Below are 26,260 nucleotides of genomic sequence, written 5' to 3'. Positions count from 1 at the left end.
GGGTATCCGATCATCCATGTGTTGGAAAGGGCCAGGTCTCAGTCGGCGGCGGGCCAGCGTTCGGCGAGACGCGCCAGCAGTGCCTCGCCCCGGGCATCGCCGGCGATCAACTCCGCCTCGCGCCCCGGCTCGACCAGGCGCAGGTGAATCTCCAGGGTCGGCGACGGCAGCCAGCCCTCGCCGCGGCTGGGCCACTCCACCAGGCACAGGCAATCCTCCTCGAAGAGATCCCGGGCACCGATGAATTCCAGCTCCTCCGGGTCGCCGAGGCGATAGAGATCGAAATGGTAGAGGCGCCACTCGCCCAGTTCATAGGGTTCCACCAGGGTATAGGTGGGACTCTTCACCGCGCCCCGGTGGCCATGGGCACGCAGGATCCCCCGGGTCAGGGTGGTCTTGCCGGCCCCCAGGTCACCACTGAGGTAAACCCGTCCCTGCCCTGCCAGGGCCTGGCCCAGGGCCTCACCGAAGGCCACCTGGGCCTCTTCATCCCGCAGTCTGACCCGCATCATCTCGCTCTATCCCACCCCATTGGCCAAGCGTCGCGCATAGGATGCCAGATCGCCGGCCAGCAGACCACGCTCGCCCTCGGCCTGGGCGGCGAGGTCCGCGGCCCGGGCATGCAGCAGCATGCCCGCCTCGGCGGCGAGACGCGGCGCCACCCCCTGGGCCAGCAGGGCCCCCAGGATGCCGGAGAGCACATCGCCCATGCCGCCACTGGCCATGCCGGGGTTGCCGAAGGGGCAGAGCGTCAGGGGCGCACCGCCGGCCTCGCCGACCAGGCTCCCCGCCCCCTTGAGCAGCACCACGGCGGCGAAATCCGCGGCGATGGCACGCAGGCTGCCGGCGCGATCGCCCTGCACGCTGGCGGTGTCGCGACCCAGTAGCCGTGCCGCCTCCCCCGGGTGGGGTGTGAGGATCCAGGCCGGCGGGCGGGCCTCGATCCGCCCCCGGGCCAGCAGGTTGAGGGCATCGGCATCCGCCACCAGCGGCTTGCCCGCCGCCAGGGCCGCCTGCAGCAGCCCCTGCCCCCAGGGCCCCTGCCCCAGGCCAGGCCCCACCACGATGGCATCGGCGGCTTCCAGCAGGGACACGGCCTCCGGCGCGCCGCGCACGCCGTGGACCATCACCTCGGGACAGCGCACCAGGCTGGCGGTCACATGCTCCGGCGCCGTGGCCAGGCTCACCTTACCGGCCCCGAGCCGCGCCGCCGCCTCGGCGGCCAGCAGGGCCGCGCCGCCGAACCCCGGTGCCCCCCCGATCACCAGCAGGTGACCGCAATCGCCCTTGTGGGCATCCCGGGGGCGCGCCGGCAGGGCCCCGGCGATCAGCGCCTCGTCGCCGAGTCGCGCCACCGGCACCAGGTCGCCATGGGCCTCGGCATCGACGCCGAGGCGCTTGAAGCGCAGCTCACCGACCCGCGCCGGGCCGGCGCCGGTATGCAGCCCCAGCTTGTCGCCGATAAAGGTGACGGTGACACTGGCCGAGACCGCCGCACCCAGCACGGCGCCACTATCGGCGCAAAGCCCGGAGGGAATATCCACCGCCAGCACCGGACGTTCGGCGGCGTTGATCCGCCGGATGGCGCCCAGGAAGGGCTCGCGCACCTCGCCGCTGAGCCCCGTGCCGAGCAGGGCATCGACGATCACCTCGCCCTCCAGCACTGCCTGGGCCGTCCAGGGCGTTATCGCGACGCCGGCCGAGGCGGCGAGTTGCGCGGCCCGGGCGGCATCGCCGTCGAGCCGCTCGACCGGACGCAGCGCCAGCAGCTGCACCGCCAGCCCCTCCTCGGCGGCCAGGGCCGCCATCACATAGCCATCGCCGGCGTTGTTGCCGGCGCCGCACAGCACGCTCAGCGACCGCGCCTCGGGCCAGCGGGCCCGCAGCACGCGAAAGGCGGCCTGGGCCGCCTTCTGCATCAGGGCGAAGCCCTCGGTGCCGGCGGCGATGGTACGCCGATCCAGCTCGCGAACCTGTTCGGCCAGATAGAGCGACCTGCCTGGATTCATTGTTGCCTCCCTTCGCCATCGCAGTAAATCTTGCTGAGGGGCGCTGGGGACAGGTCGGAGCGAAGCGTCTTTTTCAGGGACGAAAAAGTCGAGCGCCCAGGGATGGGTCTACAGCGTCTTCGCGAAGGCCTGCCCCAGGGTAGCCCCGGGCCTCACGCCAGAGAGAGGGACTGTACGGCATCATGACTCTCCATGACGAGGATTTGAGTCTAGTGTAGGGTGTGCCTGCGCCACGCCCAGCCCTCCCCGCTTTCTCGGTAGTTTCACGATCATGCCAGCCCACGATGACCACGCCCCGGACGCCCTCGACCCGGCTGCCCTCGCCACCGCCATCAAGGCGTGGGGCCGTGAGCTGGGCTTTCAGCAGGTGGGGATCACCGACACCGACCTGACCACCCACGAACGCTACCTGGCGCGTTGGCTGGCGGCGGGCCACCATGGCGAGATGGGCTTCATGGCCAAGCACGGCACCAAGCGCACCCGCCCCGAGGAACTGGTACCGGGCACCCTCCGGGTGATCAGCGTGCGCATGGATTACCTGCCGCCGGAGGTGGAGACCACCAAGCTGCTCGGCCGGCCGGAGAAGGCCTATGTCTCTCGCTATGCCCTGGGCCGGGACTACCACAAGCTGATTCGCAAGCGCCTGGCCCAGCTGGCCAAGCGCATCGAGGGCGAGGTGGGGGCCTTCGGCTACCGCGCCTTCGTCGACTCGGCGCCGGTGATGGAGCGCGCCCTGGCCCAGAAGGCCGGCCTCGGCTGGTTCGGCAAGAATGCCATGCTGCTCAACCCCAGGGCCGGCTCGCTGTTCTTCCTCGGCGAGCTCTATACCGACCTGCCGCTGCCGGTGGACCCGCCCTTCGAGAGCGAACACTGCGGCAAGTGCAGCGCCTGCCGCAGCGCCTGCCCCACCGGCGCCATCGTCGACGACAAGGTGGTGGACTCGCGGCGCTGCATCTCCTACCTCACCATCGAGCTGCACGGAGCGATACCCGAGGCATTCCGCGAGGCCATGGGCAATCGGGTCTATGGCTGCGACGACTGCCAGCTGGTCTGCCCCTTTACCCGCTTTACCCGTCTCAGCGACGAGGCGGACTTCGCCCCCCGCCATGATCTGGACCGTACCGACCTGCTGCGCCTGTTCGCCTGGAGCGAAGAGGAGTTCCTGAGCAAGACCGAGGGCAGCCCCATCCGGCGGATCGGCTACGAGCGCTGGCTGCGCAACCTGGCGGTGGGGCTGGGCAATGCGCCCTGGAGCGAGGCGGTGGAGGGAGCGCTAGAGGCGCGCCTGGCCTACCCCTCCGACCTGGTCCGCGAGCATGTGCGCTGGGCCCTGGCCCGCCAGCGGGACAAGCGAGCGCGGCGTATCGCTACCGCTGGCTAAGCGCTTATTGCTCCTCCTCGTCGGCCTCCGGCGGTGCCAGCTGCAGGAAGGTGTTGCGGTAGTGGGCCAGCTCCGCCAGGGACTCGCGGATATCGTCCAGGGCCTGGTGGGTATTGCGCTTCTCGAAGCCCTTGAGGGCCGCCGGATTCCAGCGTTTGGCCAGCTCCTTGAGGGTCGAGACGTCCAGGTTGCGGTAGTGGAAGAAGGCCAGCAGTTCGGGCATCTCCCGCTCCAGGAAGCGGCGATCCTGGTGCACGCTGTTGCCGCACATGGGGGAGCTGCCGGGTGCCACATGCGCCTCCAGGAACGCCAGGGTGCGACGCTCCGCCTCCCGGGTCTCGATGGTGCTCTGGCGCACCCGGGCCACCAGGCCCGACTCGCCATGGGTCTTCTGGTTCCAGGCATCCATCCCGGCCAGCAGGTGCTCGGGCTGATGCACGGCGATCACCGGCCCCTCGGCGATCAGGTTGAGGTCATTGTCGGTGATCAGGGTCGCCACCTCGATGATGCGTTCCTTCTCGGGGTCGAGGCCGGTCATCTCCAGGTCGATCCAGACCAGCAGGTCCTTGCGGGGAGTGGCGTCGGGGGTCGTAGCCATGGTGCGTCATTTCCTTCTCGAGGCCGCCGGCACGGGGCGGCCCGGTGTCTAAGAGGGCGGTCTATGCGTACAATGTCCCCATTGTACAGACCTCGGGCGGCCCATGAGCAAACGCAAGCTAACTCGCCAGCAGCGCTGGCGCATCGAGAAGATTCAGGCCGAACGCGCCCAGCGCGCCGCCAAGCGCGATGCCCAGGATGCCGACAAGCTGGAGGCCGGCGAGTATGGCCCCGAACGTAACGGACGAGTGATCGCCCACTTCGGGCGCAGCCTGGACGTGCGCCCCGCCGAAGGCGGCCCCCTGCACCGCTGCCACCTGCGCGCCAACCTGGAGCCCCTGGTCACCGGCGACCGGGTGATCTGGCGCGCCGCCAATGACGGCAGCGGCGTGGTGGTGGCCCGGGGCGAGCGGGACAGCGTGCTGGAGCGCCCCGACGCTCGTGGCCAGCTCAAGCCGGTGGCGGCCAATATCGACCAGATCCTGATCGTCTTCGCCGTGGAGCCCGCGCCCCACGCCAACCTGATCGACCGCTACCTGGTGGCCGCCGAGGCCACCGGCATCGCCCCGGTGCTGGTGCTCAACAAGACCGACCTGCTGCCCGAGGACGGCGGCGAGCTGATGACCCTGCTGGGCCACTACCAGGCGCTGGGCTACCCGGTGGTCACCACCACCACCGCCGAGACCCACGGCCTGGACGCCCTGCGGGCGCGGCTGGCCGGGCGCACCTCGGTCTTCGTCGGGCAGAGCGGGGTCGGCAAGTCGTCGCTGATCGATCGCCTGCTGCCCGACGAGACCCTGCGCATCGGCGCCCTCTCCGAGGACTCCCGCAAGGGCACCCACACCACCACCACCGCCCGCCTCTATGCCTTCGACAACGACGACAGCGAGGCCGGCGAACTGATCGACTCGCCGGGGATCCGCGAATTCGGCCTGACCCACCTGGATGCCCAGCAGGTCACCGAGGGCTTCGTGGAGTTCCGCGAACTGCTGGGGCGCTGCCGCTTCCGCGACTGCCGTCATCAGCAGGAGCCGGGCTGCGCCCTGCTCGAGGCCGTGGAGCGGGGCGAAGTACGCGCCGAGCGCTTCAGTAGCTACCGTCGCATCCTCGACAGCCTCGAGGACGAAGGGCGTTGAGAGGCCCTGTCGCCCGAGACGGCGACAATATGCCATCATCCTGCGCATCACCGAGACAAGGAGGGCGCCATGAGCTCCGAAGCCAATCTTCTGCCGCTGATCGTCGAGCCGGAGCAGCTCGCCGAGGTGCTTGACGACCCCCAGCTGCTGATCATCGATGTGCCCCTCAAGCCCGAGAGCTACGCCGAGGGCCATGTGCCCGGCGCCCGCTTCCTCGACTATCGCCGCCTGCTCAAGGGCAGCGGCGACGTGCCCAACGAGGTGCCCGACGAGGCGGCACTCTCGGCGCTCTTCTCCGAGCTGGGCCTGACCCGGGACAGCCATGTGGTGGCTTACGACGACGAGGGCGGTGGCTGGGCCGGACGCCTGCTCTGGACCCTGGAACTGATCGGCCACCGGCGCTACTCCTACCTCAACGGCGGCATCCACGCCTGGCGCGGCGAGGGCCTGCCCACCGAAGCCACCCCGGTGGCCCCCGTGCCCAGCGACTACGAAGCGGAGATCCTCAACCCCGATGTCGCCATCGACCGGGAGACCCTCCAGGAGCGCCTGGGCGACAAGGGCTTCGCCGTCTGGGACGCCCGCTCGCCGGCGGAGTACCGCGGCGAGAAGGGCCAGAACCGGCGTCTCGGCCATATCCCCGGTGCCGTCAATCTGGAGTGGACCGATGCCATGGATCCGGCCCGTCAGTGGCGTATCCGCGACTATGCGGAGCTGATCACCGAGCTGGAGGCCCTGGGCCTGACCCCGGACATGGAAGTGGTCACCCACTGCCAGAGCCACCACCGCAGCGGTTTCACCTGGCTGGTGGGCAAGGCCCTGGGTTTCGAGAAGATGCGCGCCTACCCCGGCTCCTGGAAGGAGTGGGGCAATCGCGATGATACGCCGATAGAAGAGTGAAGAGTGAAGAGTGAAGAGTGAAGACAGGGTAGATGCTTCTTCCTTCTTCCGGTGCAAAGCACCGCTCTTCCCGCTTCACTCTCCTGACAATGCCCCGATCGTCCCCCTACCCTTTACGTGAGATCGTCCTTTCGTGTCGCCATCCAAGCTATTCGCCCTGATCCAATACCCCCTGCCCCACCACCTGCTCTCGCGCCTGGTGGGGCGGCTGGCCGAGACCCGTATCGGCTGGCTCAAGCAACTGCTGATCAAGGCCTTTATCCGCCGTTTCCAGGTGGACATGAGCGAGGCCCGGGATCCCGACCCCAAGGCCTACGCCTGCTTCAACGACTTCTTTACCCGCCCCCTCAGGGAGGGCGCTCGCCCCATCGAGTCGGGACTGGTCTCCCCCGCCGATGGCACCCTCTCCCAGTTCGGCGAGACCCGCCATGGCACCCTGATCCAGGCCAAGGGACAGGCCTTCTCGGTGACCAGCCTGCTGGGCGGCGACATGAAGCGCGCCGCGCCCTTCCGCCAGGGCAGCTTCGCCACCATCTACCTCTCGCCCCGGGACTACCATCGGGTGCATATGCCGCTGACCGGGACCCTCCGCGAGATGGTCTACGTGCCGGGCCGGCTCTTCTCGGTCAACCAGGCCACCGCCGATCATGTGCCGAATCTCTTCGCCCGCAATGAGCGCCTGGTGTGCTTCTTCGATACCGAGGAGGGCCCCATGGCCATGGTGCTGGTGGGAGCCATGATCGTCGCCGCCATCGAGACCGTCTGGGCCGGGCAGGTCACCCCCCTCTCCGGCCGGGTCCAGACGATTCGCTTCGACGAGCCCATCACCCTGGAGAAGGGCGCCGAGATGGGCCGCTTCAAGCTCGGCTCCACGGTGGTGATGTGCTTCAGCAAGGAGATCGACTTCGAGGAATTGGTGCCCGATATCTCGGTCAAGATGGGCGAACGGTTAAGCCAACTCCCCCATCTAGCGGATAACGGCTAATCACTAGCCAAGGGGCGGGTCCCGCTCTCGATAGTCGGCTCCGTCAAGATGGGCGAGCGGTCAAGCCAACTCCCCCATCTGGCGGATAACGGCTAATCACTAGCCAAGGGGCTGTTCCCGCTCTCGATAGCCGGCTCTGTCAAGATGGGCGAGCGGTTAAACCAACTCCCCCATCTGGCGGATAACGGCTAATCACTAGCCAAGGGGCTGTTCCCGCTCTCGATAGTCGGCTCGGTCAAGATGGGCGAACGGTCAAGCCAACTCCCCCATCTGGCGGATAACGGCTAAAGAGCAGTCGGGTCAACAGCGCGGCGTGGCGAAGGCCATCACCTCCGCCACGCTGGCCTTGCCGAGGGCCAGCTGAATCAGCCGGTCGAGGCCCAGGGCCACGCCGCTGCCCGCCGGCATCCCCGCCGCCAGGGCCGCCAGCAGGCGCCGGTCCACGGTGACTTCGGGCAAGCCCCGGGCACGCCGGGCGGCATTGTCCTCGGCGAAGCGTGCCGCCTGTTCCGCCGCATCGGTGAGCTCGTCATAGCCATTGGCCAGCTCCAGTCCCTGGAGATAGACCTCGAAGCGCCCCGCCACCCATTCACCATCCTCCGGATCCCGGTGACGCCGAGCCAGGGCCGCCTGGCTGGCCGGGTAGTCCACCACTACGTCCAGGCCCTCCCGGCCCAGGGTCGGCTCTATCTCGAGGCTCAGCAGCAGATCCAGGCAGTCATCCCGGGGGGCGTCCCCCATGGAGAGGCCCCCCCGCTCCGCGGCCAGCCGTCGAAGCTCGCCGAGCGGCGTGGTAAAGGGGTCGACCCCCAGCTGCTCACGGAATAGCGTCCGATAGCGGCGGCGCCGCACCGGGCCGGTCTCCCGCCCCAGCACGGCCTGGATCAGCGCCGCCGTCTCCTCGATCAAGGCGTCCAGGGCCAGGCCCGGGCGGTACCACTCCAGCATGGTGAACTCGAGGTTATGGCGGCGCCCCACCTCGCCATCCCGGAAGCTGCGGGCGATCTGATAGATGGGCCCGACACCGGCGGCCAGCAGACGCTTCATGGCGAACTCCGGCGAGGTCTGCAGCCAGAGTCGTTCACGCCCCTCGGGAGTCGTCGCCTCGCAACTGAGCGACGCCAGCCCCACATCGGTGCTGCCGCCGTGGCCCAGCACCGGGGTCTCCACCTCCAGCACGCCGCGCGCGGCGAAGAAGGCACGCACCTCGGCCAGCAGCCGGGCTCGCTGGCGCAGGGTCTCGAGGGACGCCGTGGGGCGCCAGTCAGTTGCCATGCCCTACCCTCCTGAAAGACGCAGGCCATGCCAGGCAGGCATGGCCTTTTCATAAGCTGGAAGCTGGAAGCTGGAAGCTGGAAAACAGCTTGCCGCCCAATCCTGGAGGCAAGGGTTTTTCCTCCCGCTTCAAGCTCCCAGCGAAGCCGGGGCGGGTTTTCTTCCAGCTTCCAGGCGCGAAGCGCCGCTCTTCAAGCTTCCAGCTTGAGTCCGGCTCAGGCGCGGGAGACGTACTCACCGTTGCGCGTATCGATCTTCAGCACCTCGCCCTGGTTGATAAAGAGCGGCACGCGTACCACGGCGCCGGAGGAGAGGGTCGCCGGCTTGGAGCCGCCCTGGGCGGTGTCGCCCTTGAGGCCCGGGTCGGTCTCGACCACTTCCAGCTCGATAAAGTTGGGCGGGTTGACGTTGATGGCGTTGTCGTTCCACAGGGTCACGGTGTAGGCGACCTGCTCCTTGAGCCACTTCTCGGTGTCGCCCAGGGCCTTCTTCTCCACCGCGTACTGCTCGAAGGAGCCGTCGGTCTTCATGAAGTGCCACATTTCGCCATCGTTGTAGAGATACTCCATCTCCAGCTCGAGGACGTCGGCGCCCTCCAGGGACTCGCCGGACTTGAAGGTGCGCTCCCAGACCCGGCCGCTGATCAGGTTGCGCAGCTTGACCCGGTTGAAGGCCTGGCCCTTGCCCGGCTTGACGTACTCGTTCTCGAGGATCGCGCAGGGGTCGCCGTCCAGCATTACCTTCAGACCGCCCTTGAATTCGTTGGTAGAATAGTTCGCCATGATTCCTCGCTGACTGATCGGCGCCCCGCCATGGCGGCGGCGCAGGAAATGTATCGACGGGCGCCATGGCGCCCGCCCGCAATTGGTGTGCCGCATGATAACCCGAAGCCCGGCCGATGTGCAGAGCGTCCCCCTCGACCTCCCCCAGGAACGTGCCCCCTGGCAGCGCCAGCTGGCCGGCGTGATCCGCGACCCGGTGGAGCTCTGCCGGCGCCTCGACCTGGACCCGGCCTGGCTGCCCGGCGCCGAGACCGGCCATGGCCTGTTCGAGGTGCGGGTGCCCGAGGCCTATCTCGCACGCATCCGCCCCGGCGATCCCAGCGATCCCCTGCTGCGCCAGGTGCTGCCGCTGGGCGAGGAAGCCCTCGAGATCCCGGGCTACCTGGCCGATCCCCTGCAGGAAGCCGAGCACACCCCGGCCAAGGGGCTGATCCACAAGTACGCCGGCCGGGTGCTCTTGATCGCCAGCCCCAGCTGCGCCATCAACTGCCGCTACTGCTTCCGCCGCCACTTCCCCTATGGCGACAACGCTCCCTCCCGGGCCCAGTGGGAGGCGAGCCTCGACCACCTGCGCGGCGACACCACCATCCGCGAGGCGATCCTCTCCGGCGGCGACCCCCTGGCCGCCAGCGATCGCCAGCTGGCCTGGCTGGTGGCACGCCTCGACGCCATCCCCCACCTCAGGCGGCTGCGGATCCATAGCCGCCTACCGGCGGTGATCCCCGACCGGGTCGATGATACCCTGCTCGACTGGCTCTCCCGCAGCCGCCTGCAGAAGGTGCTGGTACTGCATATCAACCATGCCAACGAGATCGACGAGGCCGTGGTCGCCGCCTGCGAACGGCTGAAGCGGGCCGGGGTGACCCTGCTCAACCAGAGCGTGCTGCTGCGTGGCGTCAACGACTCGGTGGCGGCCCTGGCCACCCTCTCCGAGCGACTCTTCGAGGCCGGCGTGCTGCCCTACTACCTGCACGTGCTCGACCCGGTGGCCGGCGCCGCCCACTTCGATGTGCCCGACACCGAGGCCCGTAAGCTGGTCGCGAGCCTGAGGGGCGAGCTGCCGGGGTTCCTGGTGCCGACCCTGGCCCGGGAAGTGCCCGGCGAGGGCAGCAAGACACCGCTTTGAGCTGAAAGCCATAAGCCGTAAGCCATAAGAAAACCCCCAAAGCACACCGCCTTGGGGGTTTTCACTTACGGCTTACCAGCTTACCGCTCCTGAGCCAGCGTAGCCGGTCAAGCGAGGGTGGCGGCGGTCACATTGGCCGCGGGCGCGGCGCTGGAGGCATGGCGGTTGATGGCGCTGACCACCGCCTTCATCGAGGCGCTGGTGATGCTCTCGTCGGTGGCCACGCCGAACACCGCCTCGCCGCCGATGCGCACTTCCACGTAGGCGATCGCCTCGGCGTCGGCGCCCTGGCCGCGGGCGTGCTCGTGGTAGTCGATGATCTCCACGTCATGGCCGGCGGCCGCCAGGCCCTTGATAAAGGCCGCCAGGGGCCCATTGGCCTCACCACGCACGGTCTGGGGCTTGCCCTCCTGGGTGACGGCCGCCTCCAGCATCACCCGGGGACTGTCCGGCTCGGAGGAGAGACGGTGGTTGACCAGGGCCAGGGGCGCCGTCTGGGCCAGGTACTCGTCGGCGAAGGCCTGGTAGATCATCTGGGAGGTGATCTCCTTGCCCGTGCGGTCGGCCACTTCCTGCACCACCTGGCTGAACTCCATGGCCAGACGCCGCGGCAGCTCGATGCCGTGCTCCTGCTCCAGCAGGTAGGAGACCCCGCCCTTGCCGGACTGGCTGTTGACGCGAATCACCGCCTCGTAGCTGCGCCCCACGTCGAGCGGGTCGATGGGCAGGTAGGGCACCTCCCAGACGGCCTCCGGGTTGGCACGCCGCTCGGCCATGCCCTTCTTGATGGCGTCCTGGTGGGAGCCGGAGAAGGCGGTGAAGACCAGGTCGCCCACATAGGGGTGACGAGGATGCACCGGCAGCTGGTTGCAGTACTCCACCTCGCGCATGATCGGGGTGATGTTGGAGAAGTCGAGGCCCGGGTGTACGCCCTGGGTATAGAGGTTCATGGCCAGGGTGACGAGATCGACGTTGCCGGTGCGCTCGCCGTTGCCGAACAGGCAACCCTCGACCCGGTCGGCGCCGGCCATCACGGTGAGCTCGGCGGCGGCCACCCCGGTGCCACGGTCGTTGTGCGGGTGGACGCTGACGATCAGCGCCTCGCGATCCTTGACGTTTCGGCAGAACCATTCCACCTGATCGGCGTAGTTGTTGGGGGTCGCCGCCTCCACGGTGGCCGGCAGGTTGACGATCATCTTCTTCTCGGCGCTGGCGCCATAGGCGGCCATCACCGCTTCCACCACCTCCTTGGCGAAGTCCATCTCGGTGGTGGTAAAGAGCTCCGGCGAGTACTGGAAGGTCCAGTTCGTCTCCGGGGCGGCGTCCATCAGCGCACGGATCTGGGTGGTGGCATCCACGGCGATCTGGGTGCACTGGGCCTTGTCGACGTTGAAGACCACCCGGCGGAAGACCGGGTCGGTGGCGTTGTAGACGTGGACGATGGCGTTCTTGGCGCCCTTCAGGGCCTCGAAGGTGCGCTCGATCAGATGCGGGCGCGCCTGGGTCAGCACCTGGATGGTGACGTCGTCGGGCACCTTGCCACCCTCGATCAGCGAGCGCACGAAGTCGAAGTCGGTCTGAGAGGCGGAGGGGAAGCCCACCTCGATCTCCTTGAAGCCGATCTTGACCAGCATGTCGAAGAAGCGCTGCTTGCGCTCGGCGTCCATGGGGTCGATCAGCGACTGGTTACCGTCGCGCAGGTCGACGGCACACCACAGCGGCGGCGTCTCGATGCGCCGGCTCGGCCACTGGCGATCGGGCAAGTCCACGGCGACGAAGGGGCGGTACTTGATGGACGGATCCTTGAGCATCATGCGGGCATCTCCTGGCGACGGGGCAACAACGACGACGCCCCGGCGGCACAGGGGCCAACCGGGGCGTCAGAAAGCACACGGGCCGCGATCATTCGAGTGATCGTGGCCTGGGCACGGCATACGGAGTAAGAAACGGGAGTGGTGAACATCTTGCAACCTCGAGACTAGAAAACGACTTCGCGATGCACGGCATCGCCCGACACGCTTAGCGGTCGGCTAGTAGTCGTAGGTCTAGGCTGAGGTCGCAAAATGTGATCTTCATGCCCCTAGAAAATCAGGAACGCTCGACGCTGTCAACCACCGCGGCGATTCAGCGCCTCTTCCATGCGCGACAGCTGCGCCTTGAGATCGCGCACATCGTCGCGCAGGCCGTGCAGTTCCGCGGCCTCCCCCTCGCCGTTCTCCAGCTCGATGGCCAGACTCTCCTTCTGCATCACGTCCAGTACGATGCCGATCATCATGTTGAGGAAGATAAAGGCGTTGAGGAAGATAAAGGTGAGGAAGTAGATCCACGCATAGGGGTAGTGCTCCATGGTCGGATAGAGCACCGCCGTGGCCCAGCTCTCGAAGGTGGCCACCTGGAAGAGGGTCAGCATGGCGAGGGAGATATTGCCCCAGAGCTTTTCGTCGACGCTGGCGAAGATAAAGCTGCCGATGGCGGCGTAGATGTAGAAGATGATGAACATCAGCAGGGCCACGTAACCCATGCGGGGAATCGACTTGACCAGCGCCACCATCAGGATGCGCAGCTCCGGGATCATCGACACCAGGCGCAGCACCCGGAAGATGCGCAGCAGCCGCGCCAGCAGCACCATCTCCGAGTCGTCCAGGGGGATCAGGCTGGCGGTGACGATCAGGAAATCGAAGATGTTCCAGCCCTTCTTGAAGAAGTCCCGCAGGCGCTTCTCCGCCCCCATGCGGATCAGGATCTCTACCAGGAAGAAGATCGTCACCCCCACGTCGAAGACGCGCAGCGCCTGCTCGAAGCGCGAGGTCTCCTCATAGGTCTTGGCGCCGATCAACAGCGCCGAGAGGATGATGATGGCGATCACGAAGGTCTCGAAGACCTTGTTGGAACGCAGCCGCTCGAAGCGGTCGCGCCAGGTGCTTAGGGAGGTCATGGGCGAATCGGTCACGGCAGACGGAGAGTGTAATCACGGGATGCCGCGGATTATCCCCTATCCCCCGGGGATGGCAAAGGCAGGAATCGTGAAGCGCTAGGGCAAGCTCGCGATCAAGCAGGGCCAGCCTGGCCAGCGTATACGCTGGCCAGGGTCCGGCAGTCAGGTGGTGACGCTATCGCTTTCCAGGATGCCCAGCAGGTCCTGGGCATGGGCGGCGGCGTCGCGGCCCAGCGAGGTGAGGTAGCCGCCATCGGCCTGGGTCAGCAGGCCCTTGGCATGCAAGCGATCGGCGGCGGCCACCAGGCCCGGGGCGGCGCTGGAGGCATGCACCTTGAGCCCTTCCTGGGTGGTGTTCAGGTTGTAGAGGCAGAGCAGGTGCAGCTCATCGAGGAGTTCCGGGGTGAAACGTGATGCGGTCATGGCGGCCTCCGGCGACCTGGGGAAGTCCCTCGACCCTACGCCAGCGGCGCGCGCCTCGCCAGCCCCGGCTTTCCACGCAACACCGACCTCTCCCTCTCGGCAGGAGATAATGGCTTACGGCTTCTCCAGATCTCCCTGGCGGTAGCCGATTAGATGTCGTATGCCGCCAGCCCCCCAGCGTTCCACGCAAGGCCGATTCCTTTACTGCTCCAGATCTCCCTGGCGGTAGCCGATTAGATGTCGTATGCCGCCAGCCCCCGATCGCTTCCTTTACTTCTCCAGATCTCCCTGACGGTAGCCGATTAGATGTCGTATGCCGCCAGCCCCCGATCGCTTCCTTTACTTCTCCAGATCCCCCTGGCGGTAGCCGATTAGATAGAGCACCGCATCCAGCCCCAGGGTGGAGATGGAGTGGTTGGCCTGGGCGCGGACCAGCGGCTTGGCGCGGAAGGCGATACCCAGCCCCGCGGTGGCCAGCATCTTGAGGTCGTTGGCACCGTCGCCCACGGCGATGGTCTGCTCCAGGGTCAGCCCCTCCCGCTCGGCGATCTCGCGCAGCAGCAGCGCCTTGCGATCGGCGTCAAGGATCGGCTCCTTGACCTCGCCGGTCACCTTGCCGTTCTCGATCACCAACTCGTTGGCATGGATCTCGTCGAAGCCAAGTTTCTCTTGCAGGTGGCGGGCGAAGTAGGTGAAGCCGCCGGAGAGGATCGCGGTGCGGTAGCCCAGGCGCTTGAGCTGGGTCATCAGCCGCTCGACACCGTCCATCAGCGGCAGTTCCTCGGCGATCTCGGCGAGCACCGACTCGTCGAGGCCCTTGAGCTTGCTCATCCGCTCGCGAAAGCTCGCCTGGAAATCCAGCTCGCCGCGCATGGCCCGCTCGGTGACCTCGGCGACCTCGTCGTAGACCCCATGGCGGCGGGCCAGCTCGTCGATCACCTCGGCCTGGATCAGGGTAGAGTCCATATCGAAGCAGACCAGACGGCGGTGGCGGCGCCAGATGGAGTCCTCCTGGATGGCGATATCCACGCCATGCATGGCACCCAGCGCCAGGGCCTTCTCGCGCAGGGCCTCGAGGTCGACCTCTTCACCACGCAGCCAGCACTCCACGCAGGCCCCCTGGATGACGTCATGCTCGACGGCGACGCCGCCGTCCAGGGGCTCGCGGCCGGAGAGGCGGTGGATCAGCTCCACGGTGAGGCCGTGCTCGGCGGTCAGCGCCCCCACCTCGGCGAGGATGCCCGCCGGCAGGTGCGGTGCCAGCAGGGTCAGGATCAGCCGCGGCTGGCTGGCATGGCTGCTCCAACGCTGGTAGTCCTCGGCGCTGACCTGGATCGCCTGGACATCCAGGCCCAGTTCGTCCCCGGCCTCCCCCAGCAGGGCCTCCAGGTCGCTCTCGTGGTCGAGGCCCACCAGGGCCTCCAGGGAGAGCATGCCGAAGGTCACGCTCTGGTTGATGTCCAGCAGCCGCGCCCCGCTTCGGGCCAGCGCCTTGCCCAGCCCGGCCAGTTGGCCGGGACGTGCCGCCCCAGTGGCGCGAATCAATACTCGTCGTGTCATTGCAACCTCGATAGCTGGAAGCTCGAAGCTGGAAGCCGGAAGTTTCCCCCGCCGCCCACCCAGAGCTCCTGGTTCTTCGAGCTTCAAGCTTCCGGCTTCAAGCTTTCTAGTTTATCGACTTTCTGGAAACCGCGGGGCAGCTTGCTGCCACGCCGGCCGCGTTCACCCGCATAGTAATCGAGATCCGTCGCCTTGAGGGTCAGGTGACGCTTGCCGGAGCGGATCACCAGGGCATCGCCCTCGGCCAACAGGGCGATATCCCGCACCAGCTCCTCGCGACGCGCCGCCCGGGCCCCGGGGATATCGAGCATCTTGTTGCCCTTGCCCTTGGCCATCTCCGGCAGCTGCTCCAGGGCGAAGACCAGCAGGCGTCCCTCGTTGGAGACCACCGCCACCCGGACGTTGTCACCCTCGGGGATGCGCCGGGGCGGCAGCACGGCACAGCCCTTGGGCAGGTTCAGGGCCGCCTTGCCGGCCTTGTTCTTGCCGGTCAGATCAAGGAGCCGCGCCACGAAGCCATAGCCGCCATCGGAGGCGAGCAGGAAGCGCGCCTCCGGCGGGGCAAGCATCAGCCCCGCCATATGGGCACCGGCGGCCACGTTGACCCGGCCGGTGACCGGCTCGCCCTGGCTGCGGGCGCTGGGCAGGTTATGGGCGGCCAGGGTGTAGGCCCGGCCGGTGTCGTCGAGCAGCACCAGGGGCTGGTTGGTCTTGCCCCGGGCCGCCAGCAGGAAGCGGTCGCCGGCCTTGAAGGCCAGACCCTCGGGGTCGATGTCGTGGCCCTTGGCGGCGCGGATCCAGCCCTTCTCGGAGAGCACCACGGTAATCGGGTCGGCGCCCATCAGCTCCACCTCGGAGAGGGCGCGGGCCTCCTCCCGCTCGACCAGCGGCGACCGCCGCGCATCGCCGTGCTCCTTGGCCGCCTCGCGCAACTCCCGCTCGATCAGGTCGGTGAGCTTGGCCTCGCTGCCGAGCAGGGCCTGGAGGCGCTTGCGCTCCTTGCTCAGCTCGTCCTGCTCGCCGCGAATCTTCATCTCCTCGAGCTTGGCCAGGTGGCGCAAGCGCAGCTCGAGGATCGCCTCGGCCTGGCGCTCCGAGAGCCCGAAGGCGGCGATCAGCGCCGGCTTGGGCTCGTCCTCCTCGCGGATGATGCGGATCACCTCGTCGATATTGAGGTAGGCGATCAGCAAGCCCTCGAGCAGGTGCAGGCGCTCCTCCACCTTGCCCAGGCGATGCTCCAGGCGCCGGCGCACCGTGGTGCGGCGGAAGCGCAGCCACTCGCCGAGCAGCTCCGGCAGCGGCATCACCCGGGGCCGGCCGTCGAGGCCGATGACATTGAGGTTGACCCGGATGTTCTTCTCCAGGTCGGTGGTGGCGAACAGGTGCGCCATCAGCGCCTCGATATCGACCCGGTTGGAGCGCGGCTCGATCACCAGCCGGGTCGGCTCCTCATGGGTCGACTCGTCGCGCAGGTCGGCGACCATGGGCAGCTTCTTGGCCTGCATCTGGGCGGCGATCTGTTCCAGCACCTTGGCGCCGCTCACCTGGTAGGGCAGCGCGGTGATCACCACCCGCCCCTCTTCCAGGACGTAGCGGCCCCGCAGCTTCACCGAGCCGCGGCCGCTCTCATAAAGCTTCCTGAGGTCGGCCCGGGGGGTGATGATCTCGGCGGCGGTGGGAAAGTCCGGCGCCGGCAGGTACGCCAGCAGATCCGCCGTCGTCGCCTCGGGCCGGCGCAGCAGATGGCAGGTGGCCTCGACCACCTCATTCACGTTATGCGGCGGAATATCGGTGGCCATGCCGACGGCGATGCCGGTGCCGCCGTTGAGCAGCACATGGGGCAGCCTCGAGGGCAGCACCACCGGCTCGTTCATGGTGCCGTCGAAGTTGGGGGTCCAGTCGACGGTGCCCTGGCCCAGCTCCGAGAGCAGCACCTCGCTGAACTTGGAGAGCCGCGCCTCGGTGTAGCGCATGGCGGCGAAGGACTTGGGATCGTCGGGGCTGCCCCAGTTGCCCTGGCCATCCACCAGCGGGTAGCGGTAGCTGAAGGACTGGGCCATCAGCACCATCGCCTCGTAGCAGGCGCTGTCGCCGTGGGGATGGAACTTGCCCAGCACGTCGCCGACGGTACGCGCCGACTTCTTGTACTTGGCGTTGGCGGAGAGCGAAAGCTCGCGCATGGCGTAGATGATGCGCCGCTGCACCGGCTTCATGCCGTCGCCGATATGCGGCAGCGCCCGGTCGAGGATGACGTACATCGAGTAGTCGAGGTACGCCTTCTCGGTATATTCGCGCAGCGAAAGGCGTTCGACGTCGCCCTCCGCCACCTGGATATCCATGGTCATAGCACGGTGGCCTTGTTCACACTTGTGGAATCATCGAGGGCTGCGCCCCCTTCAACCTCGGCGGTGAGCTGAAAGCTGGAAGCTAGAAGCAGGAAGTCACCCCAAAGCAGCCGGGGTTTCTTCAAGCTTCCGGCTTCCAGCTTCAAGCTTAAACCTCGATATCGGCGAGGTTGCCGTAGTCCTCGAGCCAGCTCTTGCGGTCGGCGGCGCGCTTCTTGGCCAGCAGCATGTCCATCATCTCCAGGGTGCCGTCGCCGTCGTCCCGGGTCAGCTGCACCAGTCGCCGGGTGTCCCGGGCCATGGTGGTCTCGCGCAGCTGCAGGGGACTCATCTCGCCCAGGCCCTTGAAGCGCTGCACGTTCACGGTGCCGCGCTTGCCCTCCAGCTTGCGCAGGGTGGCCGCCTTCTCGCTCTCGTCCAGGGCGTAGTGGACCTCCTTGCCCAGGTCGATACGGTAGAGGGGCGGCATGGCCACATAGACATGGCCGGCGTCCACCAGGGCCGGGAAGTGACGCACGAAGAGCGCACACAGCAGGGTGGCGATATGCAGGCCGTCGGAGTCGGCGTCGGCGAGGATGCACACCTTGTGGTAGCGCAGCTTGGAGAGGTCGTCGCTGCCCGGGTCAAGGCCGATGGCCACGGCGATGTCATGCACCTCCTGGGAGCCGTAGATATCGTGGCTATCCACCTCCCAGGTATTGAGGATCTTGCCGCGCAGGGGCAGGATCGCCTGGGTCTCGCGATCCCGGGCCTGCTTGGCGCTACCGCCGGCGGAGTCGCCCTCCACCAGGAAGAGCTCGCTGGTGGCGGGGTCCTGGCCGGAGCAGTCCGCCAGCTTGCCGGGCAGTGCCGGGCCCGAGGTGACCTTCTTGCGCGCCACCTTCTTGGCGCTCTTCTGGCGCCGCTGGGCGGCGCTGATCACCAGCTCGGCCAGGGCCTCGGCCTGGTCGACATGGTGGTTGAGCCACAGCGAGAAGGCGTCCTTGACCACCCCGGAGACGAAGCCCGCCACGGTGCGCGAGGAGAGGCGCTCCTTGGTCTGACCGGCGAACTGGGGATCGAGCATCTTCACCGAGAGCACGAAGGCGACTCGCTCCCAGAGGTCGTCGGCGGTCAGCTTGACGCCCCGGGGCAAGAGGCTGCGGTAATCGCAGAACTCGCGCAACGCCTCGAGCAGCCCCGAGCGCAGGCCATTGACGTGGGTGCCGCCGAGCGGAGTGGGAATCAGGTTGACGTAGCTCTCCTGGAGCGATTCCCCGCCCTCCGGCAGCCACTGCACCGCCCAGTCCACCGCCTGGTCGTCATCGGCGAAGTGGCCCACGAAGGGGGCCTGGGGCAGCACCTCGTAACCGTCGGTGGACTGGGCCAGGTAGTCGCGCAGGCCATCCTCGTACTGCCAGGTGCTCTCGGTGCCGTCGGGCTCCACCAGGGTGATCCGGAGTCCCGGACAGAGCACCGCCTTGGCGCGCAGCAGGTGCTTCAGCCGCCCCAGCGCCAGCTTGGGGCTATCGAAGTAGCTCGCCTCGGGCCAGAAGCGCACCAGGGTGCCGGTGGTGCGCTTGGCACAGCTGCCGATCACGGCCAGGTCGGCGACCTTTTCGCCCCGCTCGAAGGCGATGGCGTGACGACTGCCGTCGCGACACACCTCCACTTCCAGGCGCGTGGAGAGCGCATTGACCACCGAGACCCCGACCCCGTGAAGGCCGCCGGAGAAGCGGTAGCTGGAGTCGGAGAACTTGCCACCGGAGTGCAGCTTGGTGAGGATCAGCTCGACCCCGGAGACGCCATGCTCCGGGTGGATATCGATGGGCATGCCGCGACCGTCGTCGGCCACCTCGATGCGCCCATCCTCGCCGAGGCGTACGCTGATCTCCCGGGCGTGACCGGCCAGGGCCTCGTCGACGCTGTTGTCGATGACCTCCTGGGCCAGGTGGTTGGGGCGACTGGTGTCGGTGTACATGCCGGGGCGCTTGCGCACCGGCTCGAGTCCGGAGAGTACCTCGATGGAGCTGGCACTGTATTGCGTCATAAATGTTCCGGTCGCTAGTCGTTATCGATGCCCATGGTAGCCGCGCCCTGCCCTCGGCGCCCCTCACTTATTTCAGTGGCGTCTGTCCTGCTCGGCGATACGCCTTGCCGCCTCCGGGGTCAGGCGATGGCCGCCCCAGGCGAGGACCGCCGGCAGATGGTCGGCCAGCGCCGTGAAGGCGTGATCGCCGCCGGGATGCAGCAGGGTGGCGGCGCCGCGGTAGGCGGCGAAGGCCTCGCGGCAGTCCAGGGTCTCGTCGGCGGTGCCCAGCAGCAGCAGGTAGCGCTCCGGCGTCAGCCGCTCGGCCGTCATGGCCGAGAGTGCCTCCCGGTGGCCCGCCGTCAGGCGAAAGGCCTCGCCGGTGTGGTCGTTGACGAAGTCCTCGCCGATCCAGTCGGCCATCAGCGCCGCCGGCCGCACCGCCGGATTGATCACCACCGCCGCGAGGCCGTGTCGCTCGGCCAGGCAACTGGCCAGGAAGCCCCCCAGGGAACTGCCCACCAAGAGCGGCCTAGGCCCCAGCGTCGGGAGCGCGTCTTCGGCCAGGGCCAGGGCCGCCTCGGGGCGGTGGGGCAACTGGGGGGCCACGCAGGCCAGTCCCAGCGCCTCGCTGGCCCGTACCATCAGGCGCAGCTTGGGGGAGCCCAGGCCGCTATTGAAGCCATGCAGATAGAGCAGGCCCGAGGCCGGCTCCCCGTGTCGCGGTGCGCCTAGCATACCGCAACCCCTGGATGGATAACCAGCACTGACCATGCCCGACTCGAGATGCCTTGCCCAACCCAGCTTGTTGCGACATGAGTCGGGGCTAACCTGGGGGCAAACCTTCGCGAAGACGCTGTGAACCCATCCCTGGGCGCTCGACTTTTTCGTCCCTGAAAAAGACGCTTCGCGCCGGCTTGCCCCCAGCGCCCCTGAATTCGCCGCCACAGATAATCTCGGCTCATAACGCTTCCGCCTCGGCGGCCCAGAAGGCCTCGATCAGCCCGCGGCTGGAGTCGTCCATGGCCTCCTGGCCGCGGCGGCGGGCGAGGATCCGCTCGGTCTCGCCGGCGATGCGCTTGCCCAGCTCCACCCCCCACTGGTCGAAGGGGTTGATATCCCAGATCACCGCCTGGACATAGACCTTGTGCTCGTAGAGGGCGATCAGCGCCCCCAGGGTGGCCGGGGTCAGGCGCTCCAGCAGCAGGGTGGTGGAGGGCTGGTTGCCCCGGTAACGCTTGTGGCTGGGCTGGGCATCGCCATCCGCCAGGGCCTCGTCGCCGAGCATCAGCACCCGGGACTGGGCGAAGCAGTTGGCCAGCGTCAGGCGGTGCTGCTCCTTGAGGTGGGCCCGGGTGGCGTCGTCCGCCACCTCGTCGTAGCGGCGCAGCGGGGCGATAAAATCGCAGACCACCGCCTGGGTGCCCTGGTGCAGCAACTGATAGAAGGCGTGCTGGGCATTGGGCCCCAGCTGGCCCCAGAGCACCGGGCAGGTGGCGTAGTCCACCTGGCGGCCGTCGTGGGTCACCGACTTGCCGTTGGACTCCATCTCCAGCTGCTCGAGGTAGGCGGCGAAGTACTCAAGGCGGCCGTCATAGGGGAGAATGGAGTGGGCGCGGATATCCAGGAAGTTGACGTTCCAGATCCCCGCCAGGGCCAGTAGCACCGGCAGGTTGTCGGCGAGCTCCGCCTCGCGGAAGTGGCGGTCCATGGCGTGGGCCCCGGCCAACAGCTCCCGGAAGTGGTCCATGCCCACCACCAGGGCGATGGGCAGGCCGATGGCCCCCCACAGCGAGTAGCGCCCGCCGACCCACTCCCAGAACTCCAGCTGGTGCGCCTCGGCGATGCCCCAGTCGCCCATCTTCTCGGGGCTGGCCGAGACGCCGACAAAGTGCTGGCGCATGACCAGCGCCGCCGGCATGCCGAAACGCTCGCCGGTCAGCCGCGCCAGCAGCCAGTCCCGGGCGGTGCGGGCATTGGAGAGGGTGTCGATGGTGGTAAAGGACTTCGACGAGAGCACGAACAGGGTGGTCTCGGGGTTGAGGCGCCCCAGGTAGTCGGCCAGTTGGGAGCCGTCCATGGTGGAGGCGAAATGCACCTCGAGGCCGTGGACGCCCTCGGGACGAAAGTCGGACAGGGCGTGAGTCACCATCAGCGGACCCAGGTCGGAGCCGCCCACCCCCAGGTTGACCACATCACGGATCGGCTTGCCGGTAGCGCCCCGCCACTGGCCCGTATGCAGCCTGGCCACCATGGCCTCCATGCGCGCCAGGGTGCGATGCACCGCCGGTACCAGGTCCTCGCCCTCCACCACCAGGGAGGCAGACTCGGGCAGGCGCAAGGCGGTATGCAGCGCCGGGCGATCCTCGCTGATATTGACCCGCTCGCCATCGAGTAACCGGCCGATCGCCCCGGGGACATCGGCCTCCCGGGCCAGGGCCAGCAGCCGCTCCCGGGTCTCGGGGGTCCAGCGCTGCTTGGCCAGGTCCAGGGTCAGCCCCGCGGCGCTGCGGGTAAAGGCCCGGTGGCGGTCGGGCTGCTCGGCGAACAGCGTCTTGAGATGCGTTTCCCCCAGGGCCTCGCGGTGGGCCACCAGGGCCCGCCAGGCCGGTCGCCGGGACAGGGGTGACGCTGACGGCATAACTCTCTCCTTGAACAGTGGCCAAACGCCGGCCTCGGGGCTATCGCGGTTGGCACCCTCTCGGCACGGCGGCCCGGGGCTATCCTCAGCCACTCCAGCTTCGATCACCCGGTAACCCCCCTGCGCCGGGGTCGTGTCATCCCGCGACACGCAGTAGAATGGCCGTATTTCCCCCGGGCCCACCATGCCATGAGTGACGCATCTTACCGTGACGCGATCTTTTCCACACCCCTGGACCGGGTCGCGCGCTTCTCCTTCGACGAGCAGGTCGTCGCCTGTTTTCCCGACATGATACGCCGCTCGGTACCGGGCTACGGCCAGATCCTCGGCATGCTCGGAGTGATCGCCGAGCGCCACCTGCGCCACGGCGCCCGGGTCTATGACCTGGGTTGCTCCCTGGGGGCGGCGGGGCTGGCCCTGGCCGGGCGGCTGCCGCCGGCGGCCTTCGACTACACCGGGGTGGACCTCTCCCCGGCCATGGTGGCCCGGGCCAGGGAGACCCTGGACAGCGAGTGCCCCGAGCACGCCATGACGGTGGTGGAGGGGGACATTCGCACCCTCGACTACCGGCCTGCGGGCCTGATCCTGCTCAACTTCACCCTGCAGTTCCTGCCACCCGAGGATCGCGACGCCCTGATGCGGCGCCTGCATGAGGCCCTGGAGCCCGGTGGGGTACTGATCCTCTCCGAGAAGATCAAGGCCGCCGACGAGCAGGAGAACGCCTGGCTGGTGGAGCGCTACCACGACTTCAAGCGCGCCAACGGCTACAGTGACCTGGAGATCAGCCAGAAGCGCACGGCGCTCGAGAACGTGCTGATCCCCGACAGCCTGGAGGCACACCATGCGCGCCTGGCCCAGGCCGGCTTCTCGCGTAGCCTGACCTGGTTCCAGTTCCTCAACTTCGCCTCGCTGATCGCCTTCAAGGAGTAGCGGCGCCGGCGAGGCCGGGAGGCAAGCCATGTCGCCTAGCCTGCTCGCCCTGCTGCTGCCCCTCGGCGGCGCCTGGCTGGCTACCGCCTGGTGGCACAGCCACAAGCCCCTGCCGCCGGGCCTACATGTGGTGGGCCCCTGGCGCCGCGCCAACGGTCTGCGCCTGCTGCTCGACGAGACCTATGCGGACGGCTCGGGGCAGTGTCACCAACGCCAGGCCATCTTCACCGAATGGCACCGGCTGATCGCCCAGGCCCGCCGCCTGGTGGTGATCGACCTCTTCCTGCTCGACGATGGCCCCCTGGGGCATCGCCTCTGCCAGGCGCTGATCCAGCGCAAGGCCCGGGTACCGGCCCTGGAAGCGGTGGTGCTGGTGGATCCCATCAACCACTGCTATGGCGGCCGCGAGGCCCCCCAGCTGGCGCGCCTGCGCCGGGCCGGCATCCGGGTCGTCATCTGCGACCTGACCCCGGGGCGCGACCCCAACCCGAGCTGGTCGGCGCTCTGGCGCGGGCTGTTCCGGCCCCTGGGCAACTCGCCCCGGGGCGGCTGGCTGCCCGACCCCCTGGGGTCCGGCCGGGTCTCCCTGCGCAGCTACCTGGCGCTGCTCAACCTCAACGCCGACCATCGCAAGACCCTGGTGGTGGACGAGGGCGACGGCTGGCGGGCGGTGGTGGGCTCGGCCAATGCCGACGAGGCGAGCCGCGCCTACCGCAATGCCGCCCTGAGCCTGGGCGGCCCCGCGGCGCTGGACCTGCTGCATAGCGAGCTGGCCCTGGCGCGGCGCTCCGGCCTCGGCTGGCTACCGCCCTGCCCGGCCCCGCCCTCCGACGCTCCTGCGACCCTGCCGCGACTGCGTCTGCTGACCGAGGGCGCCGTCCGCGACACCCTGCTGACGCTGCTCGCCGAGGCCCGGCCCGGCGATCGCCTCTGGCTCTGCGCCTACTACCTGGCCCATCGTCGGGTGATCCACGCCCTGCTGGCCGCCCACCGGCGCGGTGTGGCGATACGCCTGCTGCTGGATCCCAACGACCGCCACTTCGGTCGCGCCAGCCCCGGCCTGCCCAACCGCCCGGTGGGCCGGGAACTGGCCCGCCGGGGCCTGGCCATCCGCTGGTACGGCGACGCCGAGGCCCAGGGGCACGGCAAGTGGCTGCTCCACCAGCGCCCCGGGGCTCCCGCCACCCTGCTGCTGGGCTCCGCCAACCTCAGCCGGCGCAGCCTCGACGACAATAACTTCGAGGCCAATATCCAACTGGAGGCCGCGGCGGATCACCCGGTGATCCGCCGGGCCCGGGCAAGCTTCCTGCGCTACTGGCATAATCGCCATGGAGAATTTCATAGCCGCCCCTTCCCGGCCCGGGACGACGCCACGCCCTGGCGCTACTGGCGCTACCGGCTGATGGAGGCCAGCGGCTGGTGCACTTTTTAAGGATCTTATGAGCAGCCCCCATCGCGATCTCTACCGCGCCTTCCTCGACCAGGGCCTGGAGACCTGGCTGGCCCGCCTGCCGGAACAGCTGGCCCAGGGCCTCGACCGCAAGCGTTACGGCGACCTGCCGGCCTGGGAGAAGGCCGTGGCCAAGCTGCCACCGCTCCCCGAGGAGCGCGAGGCGCACCTCGACGCCGATACCGTCAGCGTCGAGGTGGAACTCGGTGACAGCCAGCGCCGCCAGTGCGAGAACCTGCTGAGAAAGCTCGCCCCCTGGCGCAAGGGGCCCTATCGGCTCGGCGGCATCACCATCGACACCGAGTGGCGCTCCGACTGGAAGTGGCAGCGCCTGGCCCCTCACCTGGCCGACCTGGCCGGGCGCCGGGTGCTCGATGTCGGCGGCGGCAGCGGTTACCACGGCTGGCGCATGGCCGGGGCCGGCGCCTCCTTCGTGCTGGTGATCGACCCCTCGCCGCGCTTCTACTACCAGTTCCAGGCGGTTCGCCACTTCGTCGGCGACCGGGACACCCACCGCACCCACTTCCTGCCGGTGGGCATCGAGGCGGTCCCCGATGACCTGCAGTGGTTCGATACGGTCTTCTCCATGGGGGTGCTCTACCACCGCCCCTCGCCCCTGGAGCACCTGCTCAAGCTCAAGGCGTGCCTGCGCCCGGGGGGCGAACTGGTCCTGGAGACCCTGGTGGTGGAGGGCGACGAGACCACGGTGCTGCTGCCCGGCGAGCGCTACGCCGCCATGCCCAATGTCTATTTCCTGCCCTCCTCACAGGCCCTGTGCCAGTGGCTCGAGCGCTGTGGCTTCCATAACGTGCGGGTGGTGGACGAGGCGGTCACCACCCCCGAGGAGCAGCGTTCCACCGACTGGATGACCTTCCAGTCCCTGGCCGACTTCCTCGACCCGGACGACCCGACGCAGACCCGCGAAGGCTACCCGGCCCCGCGGCGGGCGGTCATTATCGCCAATCGCCCGGCCTGAAGCCCTTAGCGCCGCAGGATCACCAGCCAGCGCCCCAGGTTGAGCAGGCTGGCCAGCGACGCCGCCACATAGGTGAAGGCGCAGGCGGTCAGCAGGTGGCGGGCCGCCGGCATGTCGTAGGGGGGCACGTACTCCTTGAGCAGCGGCAGGGCGCGACGGTAGCTGGCGTCCAGCTCCACCGGCAGGGTGATCAGGTGCACCAGGGCGGCGGTGCCGAAGCTCAGCACCGCGGCCAGGATCACCAGAGCCAGGCCCGTGGGGGTGCGAGTCAAGAGGAACAGCAGCGGCGAGGCCATCATCAGCGCCGCCCCGAGCTTCTCGGCCCCCTGGGCCAGGCGTACCAGGCGGGTACGCGCCAGCAGCGGTTGATAGCCCTGGTGATGCTGGATGGCATGCCCCACCTCATGGGCCGCCACCGTCACCGCGGTCAGGGAGCGCCCCTCGAAATGCTCCGGGCTCAGGCGCACCCGCCTGGCCTCGGGGTCATAGTGGTCCCCGGCCTCGGTGACCTCCACTTCCACCCCCTCGAGTCCCAGGCGCTTGACCAAGTGCTCGGCCAGCTCGCCGCCGCTGCCGGGATAGTCGTCCCGCGGGGCGGCATGGCGCGCCAGGACCCAGCGCGCCCAGACATTGGGCAGCAGGAACAGGGCCAGGAGCCCACCCACCAACAATAGCCAGACCACGCCTCGTCTCCTCCTCTGCGGCGCTCACCGCCCTGTTCGCTTCGACTCACCGGTCTCTCGAGCGTTCAGACTTGACTGAGACGCCCATACAAATAACAATAATTATCGTTCAAAAAGT

The 26,260-nt window shown here is 68.2% G+C and carries 22 protein-coding genes; 8 read left to right on the top strand and 14 right to left on the bottom strand.

Annotated elements, in window-relative coordinates; genetic code table 11:
* Positions 1 to 38: 38 nt before the first annotated feature.
* Both tsaE and IHD13_RS05950 read right to left on the bottom strand, forming a co-directional pair.
* A complete protein-coding gene (gene tsaE, locus IHD13_RS05955) occupies positions 39 to 509 on the bottom strand; it encodes a tRNA (adenosine(37)-N6)-threonylcarbamoyltransferase complex ATPase subunit type 1 TsaE (protein WP_195860207.1) in 471 nt (156 codons plus the stop codon).
* 9 nt (positions 510 to 518) lie between these two features.
* Positions 519 to 2,009: an NAD(P)H-hydrate dehydratase gene (locus IHD13_RS05950; protein WP_195860123.1), complete on the bottom strand. Its 1,491-nt coding sequence runs from the start codon at positions 2,007 to 2,009 to the stop codon at positions 519 to 521.
* A gap of 271 nt (positions 2,010 to 2,280) precedes the next feature.
* Between IHD13_RS05950 and queG the strand changes: the two genes are divergently transcribed.
* Positions 2,281 to 3,390: a tRNA epoxyqueuosine(34) reductase QueG gene (gene queG / locus IHD13_RS05945; protein WP_195860122.1), complete on the top strand. Its 1,110-nt coding sequence runs from the start codon at positions 2,281 to 2,283 to the stop codon at positions 3,388 to 3,390.
* Between the two features lie 4 nt (positions 3,391 to 3,394).
* Here the strand turns inward: queG and orn are convergent, their stop codons facing one another.
* Positions 3,395 to 3,988, bottom strand: coding sequence for an oligoribonuclease (orn, locus tag IHD13_RS05940; protein ID WP_195860121.1), 594 nt, complete (start codon positions 3,986 to 3,988; stop codon positions 3,395 to 3,397).
* Between the two features lie 103 nt (positions 3,989 to 4,091).
* On the opposite strand from orn, the gene rsgA reads away from it, so the two are divergent.
* The 3 genes from rsgA to asd all read left to right on the top strand — a co-directional run bounded on the left by rsgA (position 4,092) and on the right by asd (position 7,008).
* Positions 4,092 to 5,123, top strand: coding sequence for a small ribosomal subunit biogenesis GTPase RsgA (gene rsgA / locus IHD13_RS05935; RefSeq protein ID WP_195860120.1), 1,032 nt, complete (start codon positions 4,092 to 4,094; stop codon positions 5,121 to 5,123).
* Positions 5,124 to 5,192: 69 nt separating this feature from the next.
* Complete coding sequence (locus tag IHD13_RS05930) at positions 5,193 to 6,023, top strand: sulfurtransferase (protein WP_195860119.1); 831 nt, start codon at positions 5,193 to 5,195, stop codon at positions 6,021 to 6,023.
* A 133-nt stretch (positions 6,024 to 6,156) separates the two neighbouring features.
* Complete coding sequence (asd, locus tag IHD13_RS05925) at positions 6,157 to 7,008, top strand: archaetidylserine decarboxylase (RefSeq protein ID WP_195860118.1); 852 nt, start codon at positions 6,157 to 6,159, stop codon at positions 7,006 to 7,008.
* Positions 7,009 to 7,308: 300 nt separating this feature from the next.
* On the opposite strand, the gene epmA is transcribed toward asd, so the two are convergent.
* Both epmA and efp read right to left on the bottom strand, forming a co-directional pair.
* Complete coding sequence (epmA, locus tag IHD13_RS05920) at positions 7,309 to 8,283, bottom strand: EF-P lysine aminoacylase EpmA (protein ID WP_195860117.1); 975 nt, start codon at positions 8,281 to 8,283, stop codon at positions 7,309 to 7,311.
* A gap of 215 nt (positions 8,284 to 8,498) precedes the next feature.
* Complete coding sequence (gene efp, locus IHD13_RS05915; RefSeq protein ID WP_195860116.1) at positions 8,499 to 9,065, bottom strand: elongation factor P; 567 nt, start codon at positions 9,063 to 9,065, stop codon at positions 8,499 to 8,501.
* Between the two features lie 94 nt (positions 9,066 to 9,159).
* On the opposite strand from efp, the gene epmB reads away from it, so the two are divergent.
* Positions 9,160 to 10,191 carry an EF-P beta-lysylation protein EpmB gene (epmB, locus tag IHD13_RS05910; protein WP_195860115.1) on the top strand — a complete coding sequence of 344 codons (1,032 nt, stop codon included), beginning with the start codon at positions 9,160 to 9,162 and terminating at the stop codon, positions 10,189 to 10,191.
* Between the two features lie 107 nt (positions 10,192 to 10,298).
* Here epmB and leuA read toward each other — a convergent pair whose 3' ends face one another.
* The 8 genes from leuA to pgi all read right to left on the bottom strand — a co-directional run bounded on the left by leuA (position 10,299) and on the right by pgi (position 22,103).
* Positions 10,299 to 12,005 (bottom strand): 2-isopropylmalate synthase, encoded by a 1,707-nt coding sequence (gene leuA, locus IHD13_RS05905; RefSeq protein ID WP_195860114.1) that lies wholly within the window; start codon positions 12,003 to 12,005, stop codon positions 10,299 to 10,301.
* A 293-nt stretch (positions 12,006 to 12,298) separates the two neighbouring features.
* Positions 12,299 to 13,126, bottom strand: coding sequence for an ion transporter (locus tag IHD13_RS05900; protein WP_195860113.1), 828 nt, complete (start codon positions 13,124 to 13,126; stop codon positions 12,299 to 12,301).
* Positions 13,127 to 13,288: 162 nt separating this feature from the next.
* A complete protein-coding gene (locus IHD13_RS05895) occupies positions 13,289 to 13,549 on the bottom strand; it encodes a TIGR02647 family protein (protein WP_195860112.1) in 261 nt (86 codons plus the stop codon).
* A 339-nt stretch (positions 13,550 to 13,888) separates the two neighbouring features.
* Positions 13,889 to 15,109: a phosphoserine phosphatase SerB gene (gene serB, locus IHD13_RS05890; protein ID WP_195860111.1), complete on the bottom strand. Its 1,221-nt coding sequence runs from the start codon at positions 15,107 to 15,109 to the stop codon at positions 13,889 to 13,891.
* An 83-nt stretch (positions 15,110 to 15,192) separates the two neighbouring features.
* Positions 15,193 to 17,454 carry a DNA topoisomerase IV subunit A gene (gene parC, locus IHD13_RS05885; RefSeq protein ID WP_195860110.1) on the bottom strand — a complete coding sequence of 754 codons (2,262 nt, stop codon included), beginning with the start codon at positions 17,452 to 17,454 and terminating at the stop codon, positions 15,193 to 15,195.
* Positions 17,455 to 17,602: 148 nt separating this feature from the next.
* Positions 17,603 to 19,483 carry a DNA topoisomerase IV subunit B gene (parE, locus tag IHD13_RS05880; protein ID WP_195860109.1) on the bottom strand — a complete coding sequence of 627 codons (1,881 nt, stop codon included), beginning with the start codon at positions 19,481 to 19,483 and terminating at the stop codon, positions 17,603 to 17,605.
* Positions 19,484 to 19,555: 72 nt separating this feature from the next.
* The gene (locus tag IHD13_RS05875; RefSeq protein ID WP_195860108.1) at positions 19,556 to 20,200 is read right to left on the bottom strand and encodes a YqiA/YcfP family alpha/beta fold hydrolase; all 645 of its coding nucleotides are present in this window, start codon (positions 20,198 to 20,200) and stop codon (positions 19,556 to 19,558) included.
* A 223-nt stretch (positions 20,201 to 20,423) separates the two neighbouring features.
* A complete protein-coding gene (gene pgi / locus IHD13_RS05870; protein ID WP_195860107.1) occupies positions 20,424 to 22,103 on the bottom strand; it encodes a glucose-6-phosphate isomerase in 1,680 nt (559 codons plus the stop codon).
* Positions 22,104 to 22,292: 189 nt separating this feature from the next.
* Here pgi and cmoA point away from each other — a divergent pair, with 189 nt between their 5' ends.
* The 3 genes from cmoA to cmoB are packed head-to-tail and all read left to right on the top strand — an operon-like array spanning position 22,293 to position 25,459.
* The gene (gene cmoA, locus IHD13_RS05865; RefSeq protein ID WP_195860106.1) at positions 22,293 to 23,033 is read left to right on the top strand and encodes a carboxy-S-adenosyl-L-methionine synthase CmoA; all 741 of its coding nucleotides are present in this window, start codon (positions 22,293 to 22,295) and stop codon (positions 23,031 to 23,033) included.
* Between the two features lie 28 nt (positions 23,034 to 23,061).
* Positions 23,062 to 24,465, top strand: coding sequence for a phospholipase D-like domain-containing protein (locus IHD13_RS05860; protein ID WP_195860105.1), 1,404 nt, complete (start codon positions 23,062 to 23,064; stop codon positions 24,463 to 24,465).
* A gap of 7 nt (positions 24,466 to 24,472) precedes the next feature.
* Positions 24,473 to 25,459 (top strand): tRNA 5-methoxyuridine(34)/uridine 5-oxyacetic acid(34) synthase CmoB, encoded by a 987-nt coding sequence (gene cmoB, locus IHD13_RS05855; RefSeq protein WP_195860104.1) that lies wholly within the window; start codon positions 24,473 to 24,475, stop codon positions 25,457 to 25,459.
* A 5-nt stretch (positions 25,460 to 25,464) separates the two neighbouring features.
* Here cmoB and IHD13_RS05850 read toward each other — a convergent pair whose 3' ends face one another.
* Entirely contained in the window at positions 25,465 to 26,142 is a 678-nt protein-coding gene (locus IHD13_RS05850; RefSeq protein ID WP_195860103.1) for a zinc metallopeptidase, read from the bottom strand.
* Positions 26,143 to 26,260: the final 118 nt, after the last annotated feature.

This window comes from Halomonas sp. 328, from assembly GCF_015645095.1.
Taxonomy (GTDB): Bacteria; Pseudomonadota; Gammaproteobacteria; order Pseudomonadales; family Halomonadaceae; genus Bisbaumannia.
The sequence above is the reverse complement of the archived record's forward strand: the minus strand, read 5'-3'. Positions and strand labels throughout refer to the sequence as shown.

Bases quoted from the DNA above. Each gene is read 5' to 3' on its own strand.
- queG (WP_195860122.1), top strand. From the start codon at position 2,281: ATGCCAGCCCACGATGACCACGCCCCGGACGCCCTCGACCCGGCTGCC.
- IHD13_RS05950 (WP_195860123.1), bottom strand. From the start codon at position 2,009: ATGAATCCAGGCAGGTCGCTCTATCTGGCCGAACAGGTTCGCGAGCTG.
- orn (WP_195860121.1), bottom strand. From the start codon at position 3,988: ATGGCTACGACCCCCGACGCCACTCCCCGCAAGGACCTGCTGGTCTGG.
- IHD13_RS05895 (WP_195860112.1), bottom strand. From the start codon at position 13,549: ATGACCGCATCACGTTTCACCCCGGAACTCCTCGATGAGCTGCACCTG.
- efp (WP_195860116.1), bottom strand. From the start codon at position 9,065: ATGGCGAACTATTCTACCAACGAATTCAAGGGCGGTCTGAAGGTAATG.
- serB (WP_195860111.1), bottom strand. From the start codon at position 15,109: ATGACACGACGAGTATTGATTCGCGCCACTGGGGCGGCACGTCCCGGC.
- epmB (WP_195860115.1), top strand. From the start codon at position 9,160: ATGATAACCCGAAGCCCGGCCGATGTGCAGAGCGTCCCCCTCGACCTC.
- leuA (WP_195860114.1), bottom strand. From the start codon at position 12,005: ATGATGCTCAAGGATCCGTCCATCAAGTACCGCCCCTTCGTCGCCGTG.
- cmoB (WP_195860104.1), top strand. From the start codon at position 24,473: ATGAGCAGCCCCCATCGCGATCTCTACCGCGCCTTCCTCGACCAGGGC.
- parE (WP_195860109.1), bottom strand. From the start codon at position 19,483: ATGACGCAATACAGTGCCAGCTCCATCGAGGTACTCTCCGGACTCGAG.
- rsgA (WP_195860120.1), top strand. From the start codon at position 4,092: ATGAGCAAACGCAAGCTAACTCGCCAGCAGCGCTGGCGCATCGAGAAG.
- IHD13_RS05930 (WP_195860119.1), top strand. From the start codon at position 5,193: ATGAGCTCCGAAGCCAATCTTCTGCCGCTGATCGTCGAGCCGGAGCAG.
- IHD13_RS05900 (WP_195860113.1), bottom strand. From the start codon at position 13,126: ATGACCTCCCTAAGCACCTGGCGCGACCGCTTCGAGCGGCTGCGTTCC.
- IHD13_RS05875 (WP_195860108.1), bottom strand. From the start codon at position 20,200: ATGCTAGGCGCACCGCGACACGGGGAGCCGGCCTCGGGCCTGCTCTAT.
- epmA (WP_195860117.1), bottom strand. From the start codon at position 8,283: ATGGCAACTGACTGGCGCCCCACGGCGTCCCTCGAGACCCTGCGCCAG.
- tsaE (WP_195860207.1), bottom strand. From the start codon at position 509: ATGCGGGTCAGACTGCGGGATGAAGAGGCCCAGGTGGCCTTCGGTGAG.
- cmoA (WP_195860106.1), top strand. From the start codon at position 22,293: ATGAGTGACGCATCTTACCGTGACGCGATCTTTTCCACACCCCTGGAC.
- IHD13_RS05860 (WP_195860105.1), top strand. From the start codon at position 23,062: ATGTCGCCTAGCCTGCTCGCCCTGCTGCTGCCCCTCGGCGGCGCCTGG.
- parC (WP_195860110.1), bottom strand. From the start codon at position 17,454: ATGACCATGGATATCCAGGTGGCGGAGGGCGACGTCGAACGCCTTTCG.
- pgi (WP_195860107.1), bottom strand. From the start codon at position 22,103: ATGCCGTCAGCGTCACCCCTGTCCCGGCGACCGGCCTGGCGGGCCCTG.